This is a genomic window from Allobosea sp. NPDC055332 (assembly GCF_053645455.1).
Genome location: NZ_JBSHMO010000004.1, coordinates 214594 through 231713, shown reverse-complemented (window position 1 = coordinate 231713; position 17120 = coordinate 214594). Strand labels below are relative to the sequence as shown.

The window sequence follows — 17120 nt, the reverse complement described above, 5'->3', positions numbered from 1 at the left end:
GCGTTAGCGGAAAAATTCGGCCGATACAGCCTGTCTGATGCCACGTCTCGACCTGTTGATCGCCTTCGCGGCGACGCCGCATCACGACCAAGTTGTGTCCTCGCCCCGGCCCGACTGCTGCGCGAGCCACTATGCTGCGGGCATGGTATCGGCAGCGGCTGACGGGCCAGCATCCCCTGCCGCCGGATTGCGCACAAGGCGCGGCGCAATTGCATCGAGGAGAGGCAGCGCTGCCGCGCCGAGCGCCGCCGTCAGCTGACCGGTCGTGCCACGCTGGAGACGTGGGATGGCGCGACCGTCGCGCCTGGCGACGGAAATCGGCAACGGTTCGGCCGCCGCAATCAGGGCATCGATGACGCTGTCCGGCAGTGCCCCTCCCAGGATGATCGTCTCCGGATCGAACAGGTTCTCCAGCATGGCGAGCACCGGCGCGAGCAACGGCCCGACCTGGGCGATCCAGCCGAGCACCGCCGGATGCCCGCTGGCATGAAGCCTGGCAATGCTGGCCGCATCGACCTGGGCGATGCCCGCGCCGCGCAGCGTATCCTGCAGGGCTGACGGCGAGACATAGCGCTCGAGGCAGCCCTGACGGCCGCAGACGCAAGGCAGGCCCTCCGGCACCGCCGGAACATGGCCGATCTCGCCGGCATTGCCGAAGGCACCGCGATAGGGCTCGCCGCCGAGCATCAGCCCGAGACCGAGGCCAAGCCCGAAATAGATCAGGCAGAAATGGCGGAGATTGCGACCGATGCCGTAGAGATGCTCGCCGACCGCCGCCGCCGTCGCATCGTTCTCGACCGTCACGGAAGTCCCGAGTGCCGCGCTCATCAGCGCCGTTACATCGCGCCCGGTCCAGCCTGGCAGCGCAGTCGAGCCGACGGTGATCGTCCCCTCGAAATCGAACGGCCCGGGCATGACGACGCCGCAGCCGAGCAGGCGTTCAGGTAGATCCTTCCCCGCCCGCGCTCGCTTGAGTTCGGCGGCCGCCAGCGCCTGTACGGCCTCGACCGAAAGGTCCGGCAAGGGCACGACCCGCTGCGCCCTGACCTCGCCAGCGAGGTCGACCAGCACGGTGGTGATGTGGTCGGCGGCGATCTCCAGGCCGGCCGTCACGCCGCCATCGGCGTTGAGCGCGAACTCGACCGGCGGCTGGCCGCGCGCCGTACGTCGCCGCCCGAGCTCCATCAGGAAGCCCTCTTCGAGCAATTCGGCGACGATGTTCGAGACAGCCTGCGCGGTCAGCCGCGTCAGATTGGCGATGTCGGAGCGGCCGAGCCGGCCATGCTGGCGCAGCGTCTCCAGCACGACGCGCCGGTTGTGGCGGCGCGCCCGCTCGGGGTTGGCGCCGAGGGCGACGCTTGGCGCGGCCGGGAGCTTGCGATGCGGCATGGTGGGCAGCCTCTTTCGTCCGCACAGGCTGCGCCGGCCATTAATCAAACTCAAGTGAATTAATCTATTGACAGCAGGCGGGCCGCGGGAGAGCCTGCTTGCCGAACGTCCGGCAGCCGGGAGCGAGCATGCGGGCGGACGTCGCAACGAGACGGGGAGGAAGACCTATGCGCGGCTTTCGCGGATTAGTCCTGGGCATTGCCATGTCGATCGGCGCCATTGCCGGCGCCCGCGCCCAGGCGGTCGAGATCGAGTACTGGCAATATGTGTTCGACGCCCGCATCAAGGCGATGAACGAGCTGATCAAGCGCTTCGAGGCCGCCAATCCCGGCATCAAGGTCAAGCACACGACCTTCCCCTATGCCGACTACCAGACCAAGATCGCCGCCGCCGTGCCGGCCGGCCAGGGGCCGGACGTGGTCCAGCTCTATTATGGCTGGCTCGACAATTTCGTCTCGGCCAAGTTCATCCAGCCGCTGCCACGCGACGCCTTCCCGCACGACGTGATCGAGAAGGAATTCTACCCGATCGTCCAGACTATGAAGCGCGACGGCGAGTATTATGGCCTGCCGACAGCGGTCCGCACGCTGGCGCTGTTCTACAACAAGAAACTGTTCCAGGAGGCCGGGCTCGACCCGAACAAGCCGCCGCAGACGCTCGACGAGTATCTCGAAGCTGCCAAGAAGACGGTGAAGCGCGACGCCGCCGGCAATATGCTCTCGGCCGGCGCCGTGATCGACATGCCAGGTCAGGACCTGCACTGGTGGCGCGAGGTGCTGCTGCGCCAGATGGGCGGCAAGCCCTATTCCGACGACAACAAGAGCGTCGCCTATGACAGCGAGGCCGGCGCCAAGGCGCTGAACTGGTATGCCGACCTGCAGCGCGTCCACAAGGTCGGCCAGGCCGGCTTCATGGACGAGGGCCAGGCCGCTTTCCGCGCCGGTCGCGCCGCGATGACAGTCGACGGCTCCTTCCGCCTCGGCGCCTTCGGCGGCATCAAGAACTTCGAGTGGGGTGTCACCGAGCTGCCCGCCAGCGCCGATGGCAAGCGCTCGAACTTCGCCAGCTACTGGGTCAACGCCATCACCGGCAAGCCGACCGGCGCCAAGCTTGAGGCGGCCAAGAAGTTCATGGCCTTCACCACCTCGCCGGAAGCGATGCAGGTCTGGCTCGACATGGTCGGCGAGCTCCCCGCCCGCAAGGCCGCAGCGGAGACGCAGGCGAACCTTGCCCACCCGATCTACGGCCCCTTCCTCAAGGCCCTGAACTATTCGCAGGCGACCATCTTCGTCGACGAATTGGCGCAGCGCCAGGTCGGGCTCGACATGGCCAACCGGGTGTTCATCCAGAACCGGGACGCCAAGGCCTCGCTCGCGGAAGCGGCCAAGGCCGAGCAGGCGATCCTCGACCGCTTCTACAAGAAGTGATCGCGGCAAGCTGAGCCATCCCAAGACGGCAGGACGCGCCATGACCGCCAATACCGAAGTCGCCCGCTCCGGCGGGCGCCTCTGGCAGGGCCTCACCTTGCAGCAGAAGCAGGTGGTCTGGGCCTGGGGCTTCCTTGCCGTGCCGATCCTGTTCTACGGGCTGATCCGCTTCTACCCGACGGTCGAGGCCTTCATCATCTCGACCACGAACTGGAACCTGATGAGTTCGCCTTCCTTCGTCGGGCTGGCGAACTTCAAGCGGCTGATGGCCGATCCGGTGTTCTGGCAGGTATTCCGCAACACCTTCCTCTACCTCCTCATCGGCACGCCGCTCAGCCTCGTGCTCGCCTTCACCATCGCCTACCATCTCGACCGCGTCCGCTTCATGCACGGCTTCATCCGGGCGCTCTACTTCCTGCCCTTCCTGACCACGGCGACGGCGATGGCCTGGGTCTGGCGCTGGTTCTACCAGCCGGTGCCGATCGGCCTGATCAACGACCTGCTCTCGTCCTTCGGCTTGGCCCAGCAGCCCTTCCTGCGCTCGACCACGCAGGCGCTGCCGGCGGTGTTGGCGCCGGCGATCTGGGCCGGCCTCGGCTTCCAGGTGGTGATCTTCCTCGCCGGCCTGCGCGCGATCCCGACGACCTATTACGAGGCGGCGCGGATCGACGGCGTCTCCGACCTCGCGATCCTACGCAAGATCACCCTGCCGCTGCTCAAGCCGACGATCATCTTCCTCGTCGTCTTCTCCTCGATCGGCTTCCTGCGCATCTTCGACCAGGTCTACAACATGACCAGCGGCGATCCCGGCGGCCCGCTCAACTCGACCAAGCCGCTGGTGCTGATGATCTATCAGACCGCCTTCTCCTCTTTCGACATGGGCTATGCGGCGGCGCAGACCGTCGTGCTCTTCCTCGTCCTGCTCTGCGTCTCTCTGCTGCAGCTGCGCCTCTTGAGGGATCGCTGATGACCGGCTCGTCCCTGATGCATCGTTTCGCCCCAGGGCGCGTCATCGCCTGGTTGCTGCTGCTCGCCGGCGGCCTCCTGATGCTGATGCCGCTGCTCTTCATGTTCTCGACTTCGCTGAAGGACTCGGCCGATATCTACGATCTCCGGCTGATCCCGGCGGCGCCGACGCTCGACAACTACAAGACCGTGCTCTCGGACGGGCGTTTCCTGCGCTGGTTCTGGAATTCCTTGGCGATCGCGACGATCGTCACCCTGTCGAATGTCTTCTTCGACAGCCTGGTCGGCTACACCCTGGCCAAATTCCAGTTCCGCGGCCGCTATCTCGTCTTCCTCGCGATCCTCTCGACCCTGATGATCCCGACCGAGATGCTGGTCATCCCCTGGTACGTCATGGCCAAGAACTTCGGCTGGCTCGACAGCTATTGGGGCATCATGTTCCCGGGCATGATGACCGCCTTCGGCACCTTCCTGATGAAGCAGTTCTTCGAGACGGTACCGAACGACTTCCTCGAAGCGGCACGCGTCGACGGGCTCAACGAGTTCGCGATCTTCTGGCGCATCGCTTTGCCGCTGGTGACGCCGGCGCTGTCGGCGCTGGCGATCTTCACCTTCCTCAGCAACTGGACGGCCTTCATCTGGCCGCTGATCGTGACCACCAGCAAGGAGCTCTACACGCTCCCGGTCGGGCTCGCCTCCTTCGCGGTCGAATCGCAGATCCAGTGGGAGCTGATCATGACCGGCGCGGCGCTGGCGACGATCCCAACCCTCGCCGTCTTCCTGCTGCTGCAGCGCTACATCGTCCGCGGCGTCGTGCTCGCCGGACTCAAGGGATAGTTGCGATGACCGCCCACATCGATCCACGCACCAGCGACAGCTCCGTCTTTCCCGATCCGGTCTACAAGGAAACGGTGCTGCGCCCGCTCTTTGACGCAGTGAAGACGCATCATGTCGCTGGCTTCCGCGCCGTCGACCGCGCTCATCTCGTCATGCTGGCAGAGACCGGCATCCTCTCGCGCGAGACGGCCTCCGGTATCGCCCGCGCCCTGATCGAGATCGAGCGCGAGATCGATCCGGCGACGCTGACCTATACCGGCGAGGTCGAGGATTACTTCTTCCTGGTCGAGGCCGAGCTGCGCAAGCGCCTGAAGCCCGACGATAATGGCCGCCTGCACACCGGCCGCTCGCGCAACGATATCGAGCACACCCTGTTCAAGCTGGCGCTGAAGCCGAGGCTCGACAGGCTCGCCGCCCAGCTGCGCGCCCTCATCGCCGCAGCGCTGACGCTGGCCGAGCGCGAAAAGGCGACGCTGATCGTCGCCTATACCCATGGCCAGCCGGCCCAGCCCTCGACGCTCGGCCATTATCTCTCGGCCGCCATCGAGGTGATGTTGCGCGACCATCAGCGCTTGATGCAGGCGCGCGAATTGCTGGACCTCTGCCCGCTCGGGGCGGCCGCGATCACCACCTCCGGCTTCCCGCTCGACCGCCACCGCACCGCCCATCTGCTCGGCTTCAAGGCACCCCTGCAGAACTCCTATGGCTGCATCGCCGCGGTCGATTACGTCACCGGCGTCTTTGGCGCGATCGAGCTGGTCTTCCTGCATCTCGGCCGGCTGATCCAGGACCTGCAGTTCTGGACCGCCTTCGAGGTCGGCCAGGTCTATGTGCCCAACGCCTTCGTGCAGATCTCCTCGATCATGCCGCAGAAACGCAATCCCGTGCCGATCGAGCATCTGCGCCATCTCGCCTCGCAGAGCGTCAGCCGCGCCCGCATGGTCCGCGACATCGTCCACAACACGCCGTTCACCGACATGAACGACAGCGAGGGCGAGACGCAGGAAGCCGGCTACCAGACCTTCGAGAGCGGCGGACGCGTGCTCGACCTGCTCGCGGCGCTGCTGCCGGCACTGTCGGTCGACAGCCGCCGCGTTGCCGAGACGATCCGGCGCTCCTGCATCACCATTACCGAGCTCGCCGACACGCTGGTGCGCAAGGAGGACCTCTCCTTCCGCGCCGCCCATGAGGTCGCCTCGGCGGTCGCCCGCGCTGTGGTCGCCAAGGACGGCGACCTGCCGCGCGACGGCTACGAACCCTTCAGTGAAGCCTTCCGTCACGCCGCCGGCCGCGAGCCTGCTCTCAGCCGCGAGGACTTCGCCACCGCCGTCTCGCCGGAGAACTTCGTCGCCCTGCGCGAGCGCTTCGGCGGACCGGGGCCGAAGGTGCTCGGCGAAGCGCTTGCCGGCTATCGCGCCGAGCTCGCCGCGGCTGAGGAAACCGCCCGCGCCGTCGCAAGCCGCGAGGATACTGCACGTCGCGAGCTCGACGCCGCCTTCACCGCCCTCGCAGGAGCCGCCTGATGGCCGGGATCGCGATCGAGAAACTGGTCAAGCGCTATGGCACGACGCAGGTCGTGCATGGCATCGACCTCGACATCCAGGACGGCGAGTTCGTCGTCTTCGTGGGTCCCTCCGGCTGCGGCAAGTCGACGACACTGCGCATGATCGCCGGGCTCGAGGAGATCAACGACGGCACGATCGCGATCGGCGGCCAGGTCGTGAACCGGCTCGAGCCGAAAGAGCGGAACATCGCCATGGTGTTCCAGAACTATGCGATTTACCCGCATATGAGCGTCGCCGAGAACATCGCCTTCGGCCTCTACACCTCCGGGCTCGACAAGGCGCAGAAGCGCCACCGCGTCGAGGAAGTGGCCGAGGTGCTCGGCCTGACCAAGCTGCTGGAACGCCGCCCCTCGGCGCTCTCGGGCGGCCAGCGCCAGCGCGTCGCCATCGGCCGCGCCATGGTGCGCGATCCCGCCGTCTTCCTGTTCGACGAGCCGCTCTCCAATCTCGATGCGCAATTGCGGGCGCAGATGCGGCTTGAGATCAAGCGCCTGCACCAGCGGCTCGGGACCACCATCGTTTTCGTCACCCATGACCAGGTCGAAGCGATGACGCTCGCCGACCGGATCGTGGTGATGCGCGACGGCCATATCCTCCAGGTCGGCGCGCCGATGGAGCTCTACGAGAAGCCGGCCGATGTCTTCACCGCCCGCTTCATCGGCTCGCCGACGATGAACATCATGCCGGCGAAGGCGACTGCCGAGGCCGGCCGCAGCACGTTGCAGCTCGGCGAGATGCCGATGGCATGGCCGACCGCGCTCCCGGCCGAAATCCTCGTCGGCGTCCGGCCGCAGGAATTGCGCGTGCTCGAACAGGACGAGCGCGCCGATCTCATCCTCTCCGGCACGGTTGCCGTGGTCGAGCCGCTGGGACCTGAGACCTTCGTCCATGTCGAGGCCGAGGGCGGCTTGCTGCTCGCCTCGGCCTCGGCCAAGCATCCGCCCGCTGTCGGCAGCGCCGTCAGGCTCGGCGCCCCCAGTTCGGCGCTGCGCCTGTTCGATGCCAAGAGCGAGCGTGCCTTGTGACGTCCCGGCCACCTCGGCCGGACGGGCTCGTGCTGAGCGCCGGCCGGCTCTATTGCGATCTCGTCTTCCGCGGGCTGGAAGCGATGCCGCGCCTCGGCGAGGAGCGCTTTGCCGATGATGTCGCGATCGTCCCCGGCGGCGGCGGCTTCATCACCGCGGCCCATCTTGTCGGGCTCGGCCGCCCCTCCGCCCTGCTCGCGCGCCTCGGCGAGGACCCGCTCTCGCAATCGCTCCTGCCGGCGCTGGAAGGCAGCGGCGTCGACCTCGCCTTCCTGGAGCGTGCCGTCGATGCCGGCCCGCAGCTCACAGTCGCGATGGTCAAGGATGGCGAGCGCGCCTTTCTCTCCCGTCGCGCCGGCCCGGCGCGGCCGGGGACGCTTCCTGCCGCCCTCGGCCATGTCCGCGCTGCCCACCTCCACATCGCAGAGTTCGCGACGCTGGCCGAGATCCCGCATCTGGTGACCGACGCCAAACATCACGGCCTCACCGTCTCGCTCGATCCGAGCTGGGACGATGCATTGATCCGCTCGCCCGATCTCGTCGCACGCTGCAGCGGCGTCGATGTCTTCCTGCCGAACGCATCGGAAGCTCGCGCGATTGCCGATAGCGACGATCTCGATGCGGCTGGCCAACGGCTGGCGCAACACTTCGCGCTGGTGGTGATCAAGGATGGCGGTGCCGGCGCCTGCCTTTACCACGGCGAGAAGAGCATCACGCTTCCTGCCGCGCCCAGCCAGGCGGTGCTCGATACCACCGGTGCGGGTGATGCCTTCAATGCCGGCTTCCTCGCCGCCTGGCTTGCCGGGAGTTCTCCCGAACGCGCCCTCGCCGAGGGCATCGCCTGTGGTACGCTTTCGGTCCAGAGCGTCGGCGGTGCCGGCCACGTGCTCGATCCGCACCAGGTCGCCCGCATCGCCGACCGATTGCTCGAAGAGCCCCTGCGTCGCCATGGCTGAAGCCCTGCTTACTTGTGAGGCGGCCGAGGCCGCCATCGTCGCGCGCCGCCAGCTTGCCGAGAACGCGGCGATCATCGCCGATCTCGTCACGCGCTTGCGCATCAAGCGACCGGCCTTCGTCGCGACCTGCGCGCGCGGCTCCTCCGACCATGCCGCGACCTATGGCAAATACCTGATCGAGCGCGCCCTCGGCCTGCCCGTCGCCTCGCTCGGCCCCAGCCTCGCCTCGGTCTATGGCGGCGAGCTCGATCTGTCCCGCGCCGTGTTCATCGCCGTCTCGCAATCCGGCCGCAGTCCCGATGCGTTGCTGCTGACCGAAGCGGCCAAGCGCGCCGGAGCGCTCGTGGTCGGCTTCGTCAACGACGAGGCCTCGCCGCTCGCGGGGATGGTCGACGTGCTCGTGCCGCTGCGGGCCGGGCCCGAGCGCAGCGTCGCCGCGACCAAGAGCTTCCTCGCCACCTGCCTCGCCTTCCTGCATCTGACGGCGGAGTGGGCACAGGACGAAGCCTTGTCCGCCGCGCTTGCGCAGGCACCCGAAGCATTCGACGCTGCCGGGCGTTGCGACTGGAAGCCCGCTCTCCTGTCCTGGCGCGAGGCCAGCAGCCTCTATGTGATCGGCCGGGGGCTGTCCTTCGGCATCGCCCAGGAAATCGCGCTCAAATTCAAGGAAACTTGCCGCATCCATGCCGAGGCCTTCAGCGCCGCCGAAGTGCTGCATGGCCCGCTGGCGTTGGTTGGCCCTGGTTTCCCAGCACTAGCGCTCGATCCGGGCGATGAGGGCAGCGAGAGCGTGCGCGCCGCGGCCACGGCCTTCACCGGCCTCGGCGCCGACCTGCGCTATGCCGGAGGCGGCGCGGGAAAGAGCCTGCCTCTGCCGCCGGATTTGCCAGTCGCCCTGCTGCCGCTGGCGCAAGTCCGCGCCTTCTACGGTGCGCTCGCAGCCCTCGCGCAGAGCCGCGGCCTCGATCCGGACCGCCCGCCCCACCTCTCCAAGGTGACGCGGACGGTGTGACCAGCCCTACTTGCCGAGCATCAGGTTCGGCAGCCAGGTCGAGAGCGGCGGCCACAGCGTGATCGCCACCAGCGTCGCCAGCAGCGGCACCAGCCAGGGCATGATCGCCTTCGACATCGCCTCGAAGCTGATATTGGCGATCTTCGCGGTGACGAAGATGACGACGCCGACCGGTGGATGGATCGTCCCGAGGATCAGGTTGAAGATGAACATCATCCCGAAATGCACGGGGTCGATGCCGTAGGAATTCGCGGCCGGCACCAGGATCGGGATCAGGATCAGCATCGCCGCCAGCGCTTCCATGAAGCAGCCGACCACCAGCAGAAGGATGTTGCAGACCAGCAGGAAGACCAGCGGGTTGGTGATGTTCTCGACGATCGCCGGCGTCAGCGTTTGCGGCACGCGCGAGATCGACATGCACCAGCCGAGCGCGCCGGCGACCATGACGAGGCACATCACCACACCGGTGGTTTCGACGGTGTCGACGATGATCTTCGGCAGGTCGCGCAGGTCGAAGTCGCGATAGACGAAGAGGCCGAGGATCAGCGCGTAGACCGCGGCGACAGCTGCAGCTTCCGTCGGCGTAAAATAGCCGCTCATCATGCCGCCGAACAGGATGACCGGCGCCATCAGCGCCCAGAAGGCCTCGCGGAAGGCCTTGACCACGCCCATGAAGCCCGGGAATGGGTGACGCGGCAGATTGCGCTTGGTCGCGATGTACCAGACCATCGCCATCATCGCGCCCGCCATCAGGAAGCCTGGGATGACGCCAGCGAGGAAGAGCGCGCCGATCGAGACGTCTGCGCTGACGCCGTAGATCACCATCGGCAGCGAGGGCGGGATGATCGGCCCGATCGTCGCCGATGCCGCGGTGATCGCCGCCGCGGTCGGCCGGTCATAGCCCTCGTCGATCATCGCCTTGATCTCGATCGTGCCGACTCCAGCGGCATCCGCCACGGCCGAGCCCGACATGCCGGAGAAGATCACGCTGGCGATGATGTTGGCGTGGCAGAGCCCGCCGCGCATCCAGCCGACCACCGCGGTGGCAAAGGCGAAGATCTTCTCGGTAATCCCCGCTGAGTTCAGGATATTGCCCATCAGGATGAAGAGCGGCGCCGCCAGGAGCGGGAAGGAGTTCGCCGCCTGGGCGATCTTCTGTGGCACGATCGAGAGCGTGAGGTCGCCGAAGAAGACGAAGGCGAAGGCGGCAAGGCCCATCGAGGCGAAGAGCGGCACACCCGCCAGCATGGCGAGGAGCCAGACCCCGCCGATCTGGAACATCAGCGTGGTCATTCGATCACCTCGCTGGCGACCTGCGAGACGAAGCGGCGCCCGGCAAGCGCGTCACTGCATTCGGCCAGCGCCTGGAACACCACATAGATGCCGACCAGCACCATCGGCGCATAGATCCAGCCGACCGAGATCGGCATCGCCGTCGCCTCGAGATCGTAGTTGCGCTCGACCAGCTCGGCGCCCTGCCAGATCATCAGGAGACCGAACAGCGCGACCGCGAGCTGGATGACCACCTCGGCCATGCGGTGCAGGCGCTCCGGCAGGAAGTCGATGAAGAAGGTAATGCGGATATGGACGCGCCGCCGCGAGGCCAGCACCCAACCGAGCGCCGCGGCCCAGACCAGGAGATAGCGCGAGAGTTCGTCGGTCCAGATCAGCGGGTCGTCGAGCGCGCGGGTGATGACGCCGAGCATCACCGCCGTCAGCATGGCGATGAGCACGATCACGGCGAGGACTTCGATGGCCCGGTCGGACCATCGAGCGATGTGCTGGAGCATGGCGGTGGTTCCGGTGGCGGATAAACGGAGCAATCAAAGGAACCGTCATCCCGGCCGAGGCGCAGCGGAGTACCGGAATCCATCGTAAAGTTCGGAGCCCTACGATGGATCCCGGACCTGCGCCGCTACGCGGCTTGTCCGGGATGACAGAGCCAGGTCACAGACCCTGGATTCGGTCCCAGAGGCCCTTGCCCCATTTGCTCTCGAACTTGGCCGGCAGGGTCGCCAGCACCGGCTTGCGGAAGCTTTCGAGGTCGGGCGTGATCACCGTCATGCCGGCCTTGCCGAGCGTGTCGGCGAGGCCGCTCTCCTGGGTGATGATCTCCTTGTCCTGCCAGGCGGCGGAAGCGTCGACCGCGGCCTTCAGCGCGGCCTGATCGGCGCCTGAGAGCTTCTTCCAGGCCGCCTCGTTCACGATCACCAGCCGCGGCGTGATGATGTGGGCGCTGAGGATCAGGTATTTCTGGACCTCGCCAAGCTTGGCCGAGGCGATGGTTGGCAGCGGGTTCTCCTGGCCGTCGACCGCGCCCTGCGACAGAGCGAGGTAGAGCTCGCTGAAGTTCAGCGGCGTCGGCTTGGCGCCCCAGGCCTCGGCCATCGCCTTGAAGGTGTCGACCTCCGGCACACGCAGCTTGAAGCCCTTCATGTCCTCGGCTGAGCGGATTTCCTTCTTGCCGCTCGTGATATGGCGCACGCCGTAGTAGTTGACGCCGATGACGCGCATGCCGCGCTTCTCAATGAGGACCTTGTTGAGCTCCTCCATCAGCGGTGAGGACAGCGCGCGGGTCATATGCGCCGGGTCGCGCCAGATATAGGGCGCCTCGATGATCGAGAGCTGCGGCACGAACTGGCCGAGCTGGGCGGCGCCTTCCGTCACCATGGTCAGCGCGCCGGAGGCGACCGACTCGACCATGTCCCGCGAGGAGCCGAGCTGGCCGCCCGGAAAGCTCTGGATCTCGATCCGCCCGCCGGTCTTCTCCTTGATCTCGGCGGCAGCCTTGAGCGCCGCCTGCGGCGAGGGATGCGTCACCGGCTGGCCATCGCCCCAGCGCAGCACAGTGGCCTGCGCGCGCAGCACGGTCGGCATCGCGATCATGCCACCGGCGGCGGCAGAACCGGCGAGAAAGGCGCGTTTCGTCAGCTTGGTCATCGTTGCTCTCCTCCCTGAGCGGCCGGTTTTCCGGCTCGCTGTTCCAGCGCCTTGTCTTGATGGGCGCCTGATCGCTGGTCAGTAGCTCATCGCCCTCGTCCGGGCGTTGTTGATGTGTGCGCTCATCTCCGCCGCAGCCGCCTCGGGATCGCGCGACTCGATCGCCGCGATGATCTTGAGATGGTCCTGCATCACCGGGATCAGGATGTGGTTCTGGATCCGCGTCTCGTATTGCCGGATCAGCCTGATCTTCAGCCAGGTGACCCGGAAGGCCTGGCTGACGATGTCGTTGTCGAGATGGTCGATGATCATCTCGTGCATCAGCCGGTCGACATCCTCGGCATCCTCGATCAGCGTCTCGTCGCCGCCGGCCTCGGCGCGGCGGATGATCGCCTCATGGCGCTGGCGCTGCTCGGCGACCTCTTCGTCGGTCGCGGTCCGCGTATAGGCAGCCGTCGCCTCCTTTTCGAGGAAGAGGCGGAACTGGAAGGCGTTGCGGATCAAATTGAGGTCGACATGGGCGACCTGCATGCCGCGCTGCGGCACGGTCTTGATCAGCCCTTCCGCCTCCAGCCGCGGGATCAATTCGCGGATGGCGCCAAGCGGATAGCCCGTCATGGCGACGAGCTCGCGCTGGGTGACGAACTGGCCCGGCCGGATCTCGCGGGCGAGCAGCCGCTCGGTGAAGCTGGCATAGGCCCGCTCCCTGAGCTTCAGCGGCTCGCCGTCGCGGTCCGGATCGGGCTGGCTCATCACACGCTCCTTCAGGCCGCCTTGGCGCGGGTGATCCGGTCGAAGGCGGCGAACAGCGCCTTACGCTGGCCTTCGTCGAGCGCGGTCAGCGGCGCCCGCATCGGGCCATAGCCGGCATCGCCATGGAGATGGCCGACCAGCGCCTTGACCGCCGGGAGCACCGGATAGGAGCAGATCTCGTCGACCAGCGCGTTCACCGTCGCATCCTCGGCGCCCTCATAGACGATCGGGCGCAGCAGATGCGGCACCAGATTGGCGACGCCGCAGATCGAGCCCTGCGCGCCGGCACGAACGGCGCGGCCGAGAAGACGCTCGTCACCGACCAGGATGGCGAGCTCGCCATGCGCCTTCAGGAAGGCCTCGGTCGTCGGATAGTCGCAGGAGGAATCCTTGACGCCGGTGACGACGCCCGGGAAGGCCTTCTTCAGCCGCTCGACCAGCCCGACGGAGATGTCGACCGCCGTCACCGAGGGGATGTGGTAGAGGATGGTATTGCGGGCGGAGGCGCCAAGCTTCTCGAAGAACTGCGAGAACCAGGCATAGAGGCCCTCGTCGCCGACGCCCTTGAAGTAGAAGGGCGGCGCGACCAGCAGGCCCTTGGCGCCGATGTTCAGCGCAGTCTGCGCCTGGTCGACCGCCTCATGCAGCGAGGCGGCGGCGACGCCGGCATAGATCTGCCTGGCCGGGTCGATGCCGGCGCCGACCAAAGCGCCGAGCATGGCGGTGCGGGCTGGGGCGCCGAGCGCCGCGCCCTCTCCGGTCGTGCCGAACAGCGTGACGCTGTCGCAGCCATTGGCGAGAACGTGCTTGGCGTGGTGGACGAGCCGCGGCAGATCGACGGCGCCGCCTTCCCGCATCGGCGTAGTGATGGCGCAGGAGAGGCCGAAGCGGTTGGGATTCAGAGCCATTGCGAAGCGTCTTTCCGTGAGGTGTGCGATTGGGAGATTGGGCAGGCGATGTCAGCCATCCTTGAGCCCTCCGGCGGAGAGGCCGGCAACGATCTCGCGCTGGGCGAGGACGGTCAGCAGCAGGACGGGCAAGGTCACGAGCAAAGCGGCCGCCGCGAGCGGGCCCCAGGAGATCTGCTCGAAAGTCAGCGAGTTGTAGACGGCTGAGGGCAGAGTCCGGCTCGCCTTGCCGCCGAGCACGACCGAGAAGATGAAGTTGTTCCAGGAAAAGATGAAGGCGAGGATACCGCCGACGACGATGCCGGGCCGGGCCAAGGGCAGTGCGACATGGCGGAAGGCCTGCCAGGTCGTGGCGCCATCGATGCGGGCAGCGTCCTCAAGCTCCATCGGGACGTTTTCAAAGTATCCGATCATGATCCAGACGATGATCGGGATGGTGATGACGAGATGGGTGATCACCAGCGCCGTCACCGTGCCGACGAGGCCAGTGATCTGGAAGAGCAGGAAGAGCGGGATCAGATAGGACAGCGCCGGCGTCATCCGCGCGACCAGGATCAGGATCGCGAATTTATGGGCCTTGCCGCGGGCAATGCCGTAGCCGGCCGGCACGCCGACCGCGAGGCCGACCAGCACCGCCCCGCCCGTGACCAGGATCGAATTCCAGAGGTAGAGCGCGAAATTGTTCTTCTCGAACACATCGAGATAGTTGGCGAAGGTCGGCGGGCTCGGGATGAACACCGGCGGGAAGGCGGTGTTGTCGAGTTCGTTCTTCAGCGAGAGCGAGATCATCCAGAGGAAGACCAGCACCGCCGGCGAGACCAGCACGAAGACCGACGCGTAGAAGCCGAATTTGGAGAGGAGCCGCTTCATCACGCGTTCCACTTCGACTTCTGGCGCGCATAGAGCAGCAGCAGCGACAGCATGATGATGATCACGAAGAAGATCACCACGACCGCCGAGGCGTAGCCGATCTTGTAGAACTGGAAGGCCTGCAGATAGAGGAAGATGTTGAGCGTCTCGGACGCCGTTCCGGGGCCGCCCTGGGTGATCACGAAGATCGTGTCGAAGGCCTTCAGCGCATCGATGGTGCGGATCACGATCGCGACCATGATGAACGGCCAGACCAGCGGCAGCGTGATGTGCCGGAACATGTGCCAGGCATTGGCACCGTCGATCAGCGCGGATTCATAGGGCTCTCGCGGCAGGCCGGCGAGGCCGCCCAGCACGATCAGCATGACCAGCGGGGTCCAGTGCCAGACCTCGACCAGGATCAACGTCGGGATCACCGTGTTCGGCGAATAGACCCAGGTCTGCGGGCCGATGCCGACCAGCGAGAGCAGATAGTTCAGCACGCCGAGCTGGGGGTGGAACATCATCGTCCAGACCAGCGCGACCGCGACGGGCGTCGCCATCATCGGCATGACGAAGATGGTGCGCAGCAGGCCGCGGAACGGGAATTCGCGATGGAAGACCAGCGCCGCAGCCGTACCAAACAGGATCGGCAGCACGACCGCGAGCACCGTGTAGTAGAAGGTGTGCCCCATCGACTCAATGAAGCGCGGGTCGCGCAAGAGCTCGACGAAGTTCTGCAGGCCGATGAATTCCTGGCCGCCGCCGATCTTCCAGTCCTGCGTCGACATGTAGAGCGTGAACAGCCAGGGGAAGACGATCACGCTGGCGATGATCAGCACCGCCGGCAGGGAGAACAGCCAGTAGCGCGGCGTGAAATCCCGAGAATCCGCTGCCGAAGGCGGCGCTGGGCTCGTCAGGCTACTGGCTGGCAAGGTGGTGCTGGTCATCTGTTGGAACCGTCATACTCGGGCTTGACCCGAGCATCTCTTGGAAAATGCCCTCTGGTCACGAGATGGCCGGGTCAGGCCCGGCCATGACGCGTAACGACTGGCCTTAGCCCTGCTCGCTCTTGGCCAGCACCGGCGCGAAGGCTTCCGTCGCCTTCTTCAGCTCGGCTGCAACATCCGCGCCGCCGATCGCATTGGTCAGCGCCACCCCGAAGACGTCGCGGAATTCGGTGACCGGGACGATCTGCGGCAGTGCGGCGCGGGCGATCTTGGCCGAGTTCAGCAGGCAGTCGAAATACTGCTTGCCGAATTTCGACGCCTCGATCGTCGCCGTGTCGAGATAGGCCGAGGAACGCGCCGGAGCGCCGGCGCCGGCCTTGAGCATGGCAAGCTGCTGGACCTTGTTGGTGATGAACTGGATGTAGAGCCAGGCCGCCTCCTTCTTGGAGGAGCCGCGCGAGATGCCGATGCCGTCGCCGAACATGCCGGCATGATGCGCCTTCGGCCCAGGCGGCGTGACGCCATAGCCGACCTTGCCGACGATGCGCGACTTGCTGGGGTCCTCGAGCGGCGTCGCAAAGCCGATGCCGTCGAGCCACATGGCGGCGCGGCCCTGCATGAAGGTCGTCTGGCATTCGTTCCAGTTGAAGCCGACAGAGCCGACCGGGCCGGTGTCCTTGTTGAGCTTCTTGTAGAGTTCGGCGGCCCAGATCGCCTCGGGCGTATCGGTCAGGAGCTTGCCATCGGCCGAAGTGGTCTCGACGCCCTGGCCGAGCAGCAGGCAGGCCCAGACCGGGACGTTGGCGTTCTTCAGGCCGCGCGAGACGAAGCCGGCGACACCCTTGGCTGGGTCGTGCAGCTTGGCGGCGGCGAGCGCCATCTCGTCCATGCTCTTGGGATAGGCGACGCCCTTCGCGTCGAACAGTTCCTTGTTGTAGTAGAGCATCCAGTAGTCGACGAAATAGGGCAGCGTATCGAGCGCCCCATCGGCCTGGCGGGCATAGGCGACCGCGCCGGCGCCGAAATCCTCGAAGTTGAAATCGGGCGAGGTCAGCGAGGCGTCCTTGATCATGGGCGAGAGGTCGGCGAACCATTTGCCCTTGGCCGCCATGCGCTTTTGCACATGCAGCGAGATCGCGCTGACGTCGAAGCTCGGCTTGCCCGAGGCGAACTCGATCACCGCCTTCTGGCGCTGCTGCTGCTCCGGCACCTGCTCGGAGGAGACCTTGATGCCGGTGAGCTCGGTGAACTCCTTCTCTGCGGCCTGGAACAAGTCCGAGCGCGGATTCTTGACCAGCAGCACATCGATCGACTGGCCGGAGAAACGCTTCCAGTTGAAGGCGGCCTGGGCCCGCGCCTCGCGCAGCACCAGAGGCGAGGCGATGGCGCCGGTCGCGCCGAGCGCGGCGGCGCCGCGCAGCAGGCCACGCCGTGTCGGCTTCAAGATCTCGGTCATGGATGTCCTCCCGTGGACTGGTACGCGGCCGTTGCAGGCCGTCTTGATGCTGTTCCAGCAGGCTGGCTCGTCATCGCCCCTCGCCTG

General features: G+C 66.4%; 16 protein-coding genes. 7 read left to right on the top strand and 9 right to left on the bottom strand.

Annotation, left to right across the window (positions count from 1 at the left end):
• Window positions 1-129: 129 nt before the first annotated feature.
• On the bottom strand, window positions 130-1389 hold the full coding sequence (locus ACWIGM_RS22740; protein WP_454028242.1) for an ROK family transcriptional regulator: 1260 nt from the start codon (window positions 1387-1389) through the stop codon (window positions 130-132).
• 167 nt (window positions 1390-1556) lie between these two features.
• On the opposite strand from ACWIGM_RS22740, the gene ACWIGM_RS22735 reads away from it, so the two are divergent.
• The 7 genes from ACWIGM_RS22735 to ACWIGM_RS22705 all read left to right on the top strand — a co-directional run bounded on the left by ACWIGM_RS22735 (window position 1557) and on the right by ACWIGM_RS22705 (window position 9177).
• Window positions 1557-2816: an extracellular solute-binding protein gene (locus ACWIGM_RS22735; protein WP_454028241.1), complete on the top strand. Its 1260-nt coding sequence runs from the start codon at window positions 1557-1559 to the stop codon at window positions 2814-2816.
• Between the two features lie 40 nt (window positions 2817-2856).
• Window positions 2857-3783: a carbohydrate ABC transporter permease gene (locus tag ACWIGM_RS22730; RefSeq protein WP_454028240.1), complete on the top strand. Its 927-nt coding sequence runs from the start codon at window positions 2857-2859 to the stop codon at window positions 3781-3783.
• The gene (locus tag ACWIGM_RS22725) at window positions 3783-4619 is read left to right on the top strand and encodes a carbohydrate ABC transporter permease (RefSeq protein WP_454028239.1); all 837 of its coding nucleotides are present in this window, start codon (window positions 3783-3785) and stop codon (window positions 4617-4619) included. The genes ACWIGM_RS22730 and ACWIGM_RS22725 overlap by 1 nt, the downstream gene beginning before the upstream one ends.
• Window positions 4620-4624: 5 nt before the next feature.
• A complete protein-coding gene (locus ACWIGM_RS22720; RefSeq protein ID WP_454028238.1) occupies window positions 4625-6142 on the top strand; it encodes an argininosuccinate lyase in 1518 nt (505 codons plus the stop codon).
• Window positions 6142-7209, top strand: a complete 1068-nt coding sequence (locus ACWIGM_RS22715) for an ABC transporter ATP-binding protein (protein WP_454028237.1) — start codon at window positions 6142-6144, stop codon at window positions 7207-7209. Before ACWIGM_RS22720 ends, ACWIGM_RS22715 begins: the two co-directional genes overlap by 1 nt.
• An 83-nt stretch (window positions 7210-7292) precedes the next feature.
• Window positions 7293-8165 carry a carbohydrate kinase family protein gene (locus ACWIGM_RS22710; RefSeq protein ID WP_454028749.1) on the top strand — a complete coding sequence of 291 codons (873 nt, stop codon included), beginning with the start codon at window positions 7293-7295 and terminating at the stop codon, window positions 8163-8165.
• The gene (locus ACWIGM_RS22705) at window positions 8158-9177 is read left to right on the top strand and encodes an SIS domain-containing protein (RefSeq protein ID WP_454028236.1); all 1020 of its coding nucleotides are present in this window, start codon (window positions 8158-8160) and stop codon (window positions 9175-9177) included. The genes ACWIGM_RS22710 and ACWIGM_RS22705 overlap by 8 nt, the downstream gene beginning before the upstream one ends.
• 6 nt (window positions 9178-9183) lie before the next feature.
• Here ACWIGM_RS22705 and ACWIGM_RS22700 read toward each other — a convergent pair whose 3' ends face one another.
• The 8 genes from ACWIGM_RS22700 to ACWIGM_RS22665 form a co-directional block, all read right to left on the bottom strand.
• Window positions 9184-10470, bottom strand: a complete 1287-nt coding sequence (locus ACWIGM_RS22700; RefSeq protein WP_454028235.1) for a TRAP transporter large permease — start codon at window positions 10468-10470, stop codon at window positions 9184-9186.
• Window positions 10467-10967 carry a TRAP transporter small permease gene (locus ACWIGM_RS22695; RefSeq protein WP_454028234.1) on the bottom strand — a complete coding sequence of 167 codons (501 nt, stop codon included), beginning with the start codon at window positions 10965-10967 and terminating at the stop codon, window positions 10467-10469. The genes ACWIGM_RS22700 and ACWIGM_RS22695 overlap by 4 nt, the downstream gene beginning before the upstream one ends.
• A gap of 157 nt (window positions 10968-11124) precedes the next feature.
• Entirely contained in the window at window positions 11125-12117 is a 993-nt protein-coding gene (locus tag ACWIGM_RS22690) for a sialic acid TRAP transporter substrate-binding protein SiaP (protein WP_454028233.1), read from the bottom strand.
• A 78-nt stretch (window positions 12118-12195) separates the two neighbouring features.
• Complete coding sequence (locus ACWIGM_RS22685) at window positions 12196-12870, bottom strand: GntR family transcriptional regulator (RefSeq protein WP_454028232.1); 675 nt, start codon at window positions 12868-12870, stop codon at window positions 12196-12198.
• Between the two features lie 11 nt (window positions 12871-12881).
• A complete protein-coding gene (locus ACWIGM_RS22680; protein WP_454028231.1) occupies window positions 12882-13778 on the bottom strand; it encodes a dihydrodipicolinate synthase family protein in 897 nt (298 codons plus the stop codon).
• A 51-nt stretch (window positions 13779-13829) separates the two neighbouring features.
• A complete protein-coding gene (locus ACWIGM_RS22675) occupies window positions 13830-14648 on the bottom strand; it encodes a carbohydrate ABC transporter permease (protein WP_152013382.1) in 819 nt (272 codons plus the stop codon).
• The gene (locus tag ACWIGM_RS22670) at window positions 14648-15577 is read right to left on the bottom strand and encodes a carbohydrate ABC transporter permease (protein ID WP_454028230.1); all 930 of its coding nucleotides are present in this window, start codon (window positions 15575-15577) and stop codon (window positions 14648-14650) included. The genes ACWIGM_RS22675 and ACWIGM_RS22670 overlap by 1 nt, the downstream gene beginning before the upstream one ends.
• 106 nt (window positions 15578-15683) lie before the next feature.
• The gene (locus tag ACWIGM_RS22665) at window positions 15684-17033 is read right to left on the bottom strand and encodes an ABC transporter substrate-binding protein (protein WP_454028229.1); all 1350 of its coding nucleotides are present in this window, start codon (window positions 17031-17033) and stop codon (window positions 15684-15686) included.
• Window positions 17034-17120 lie beyond the last annotated feature (87 nt).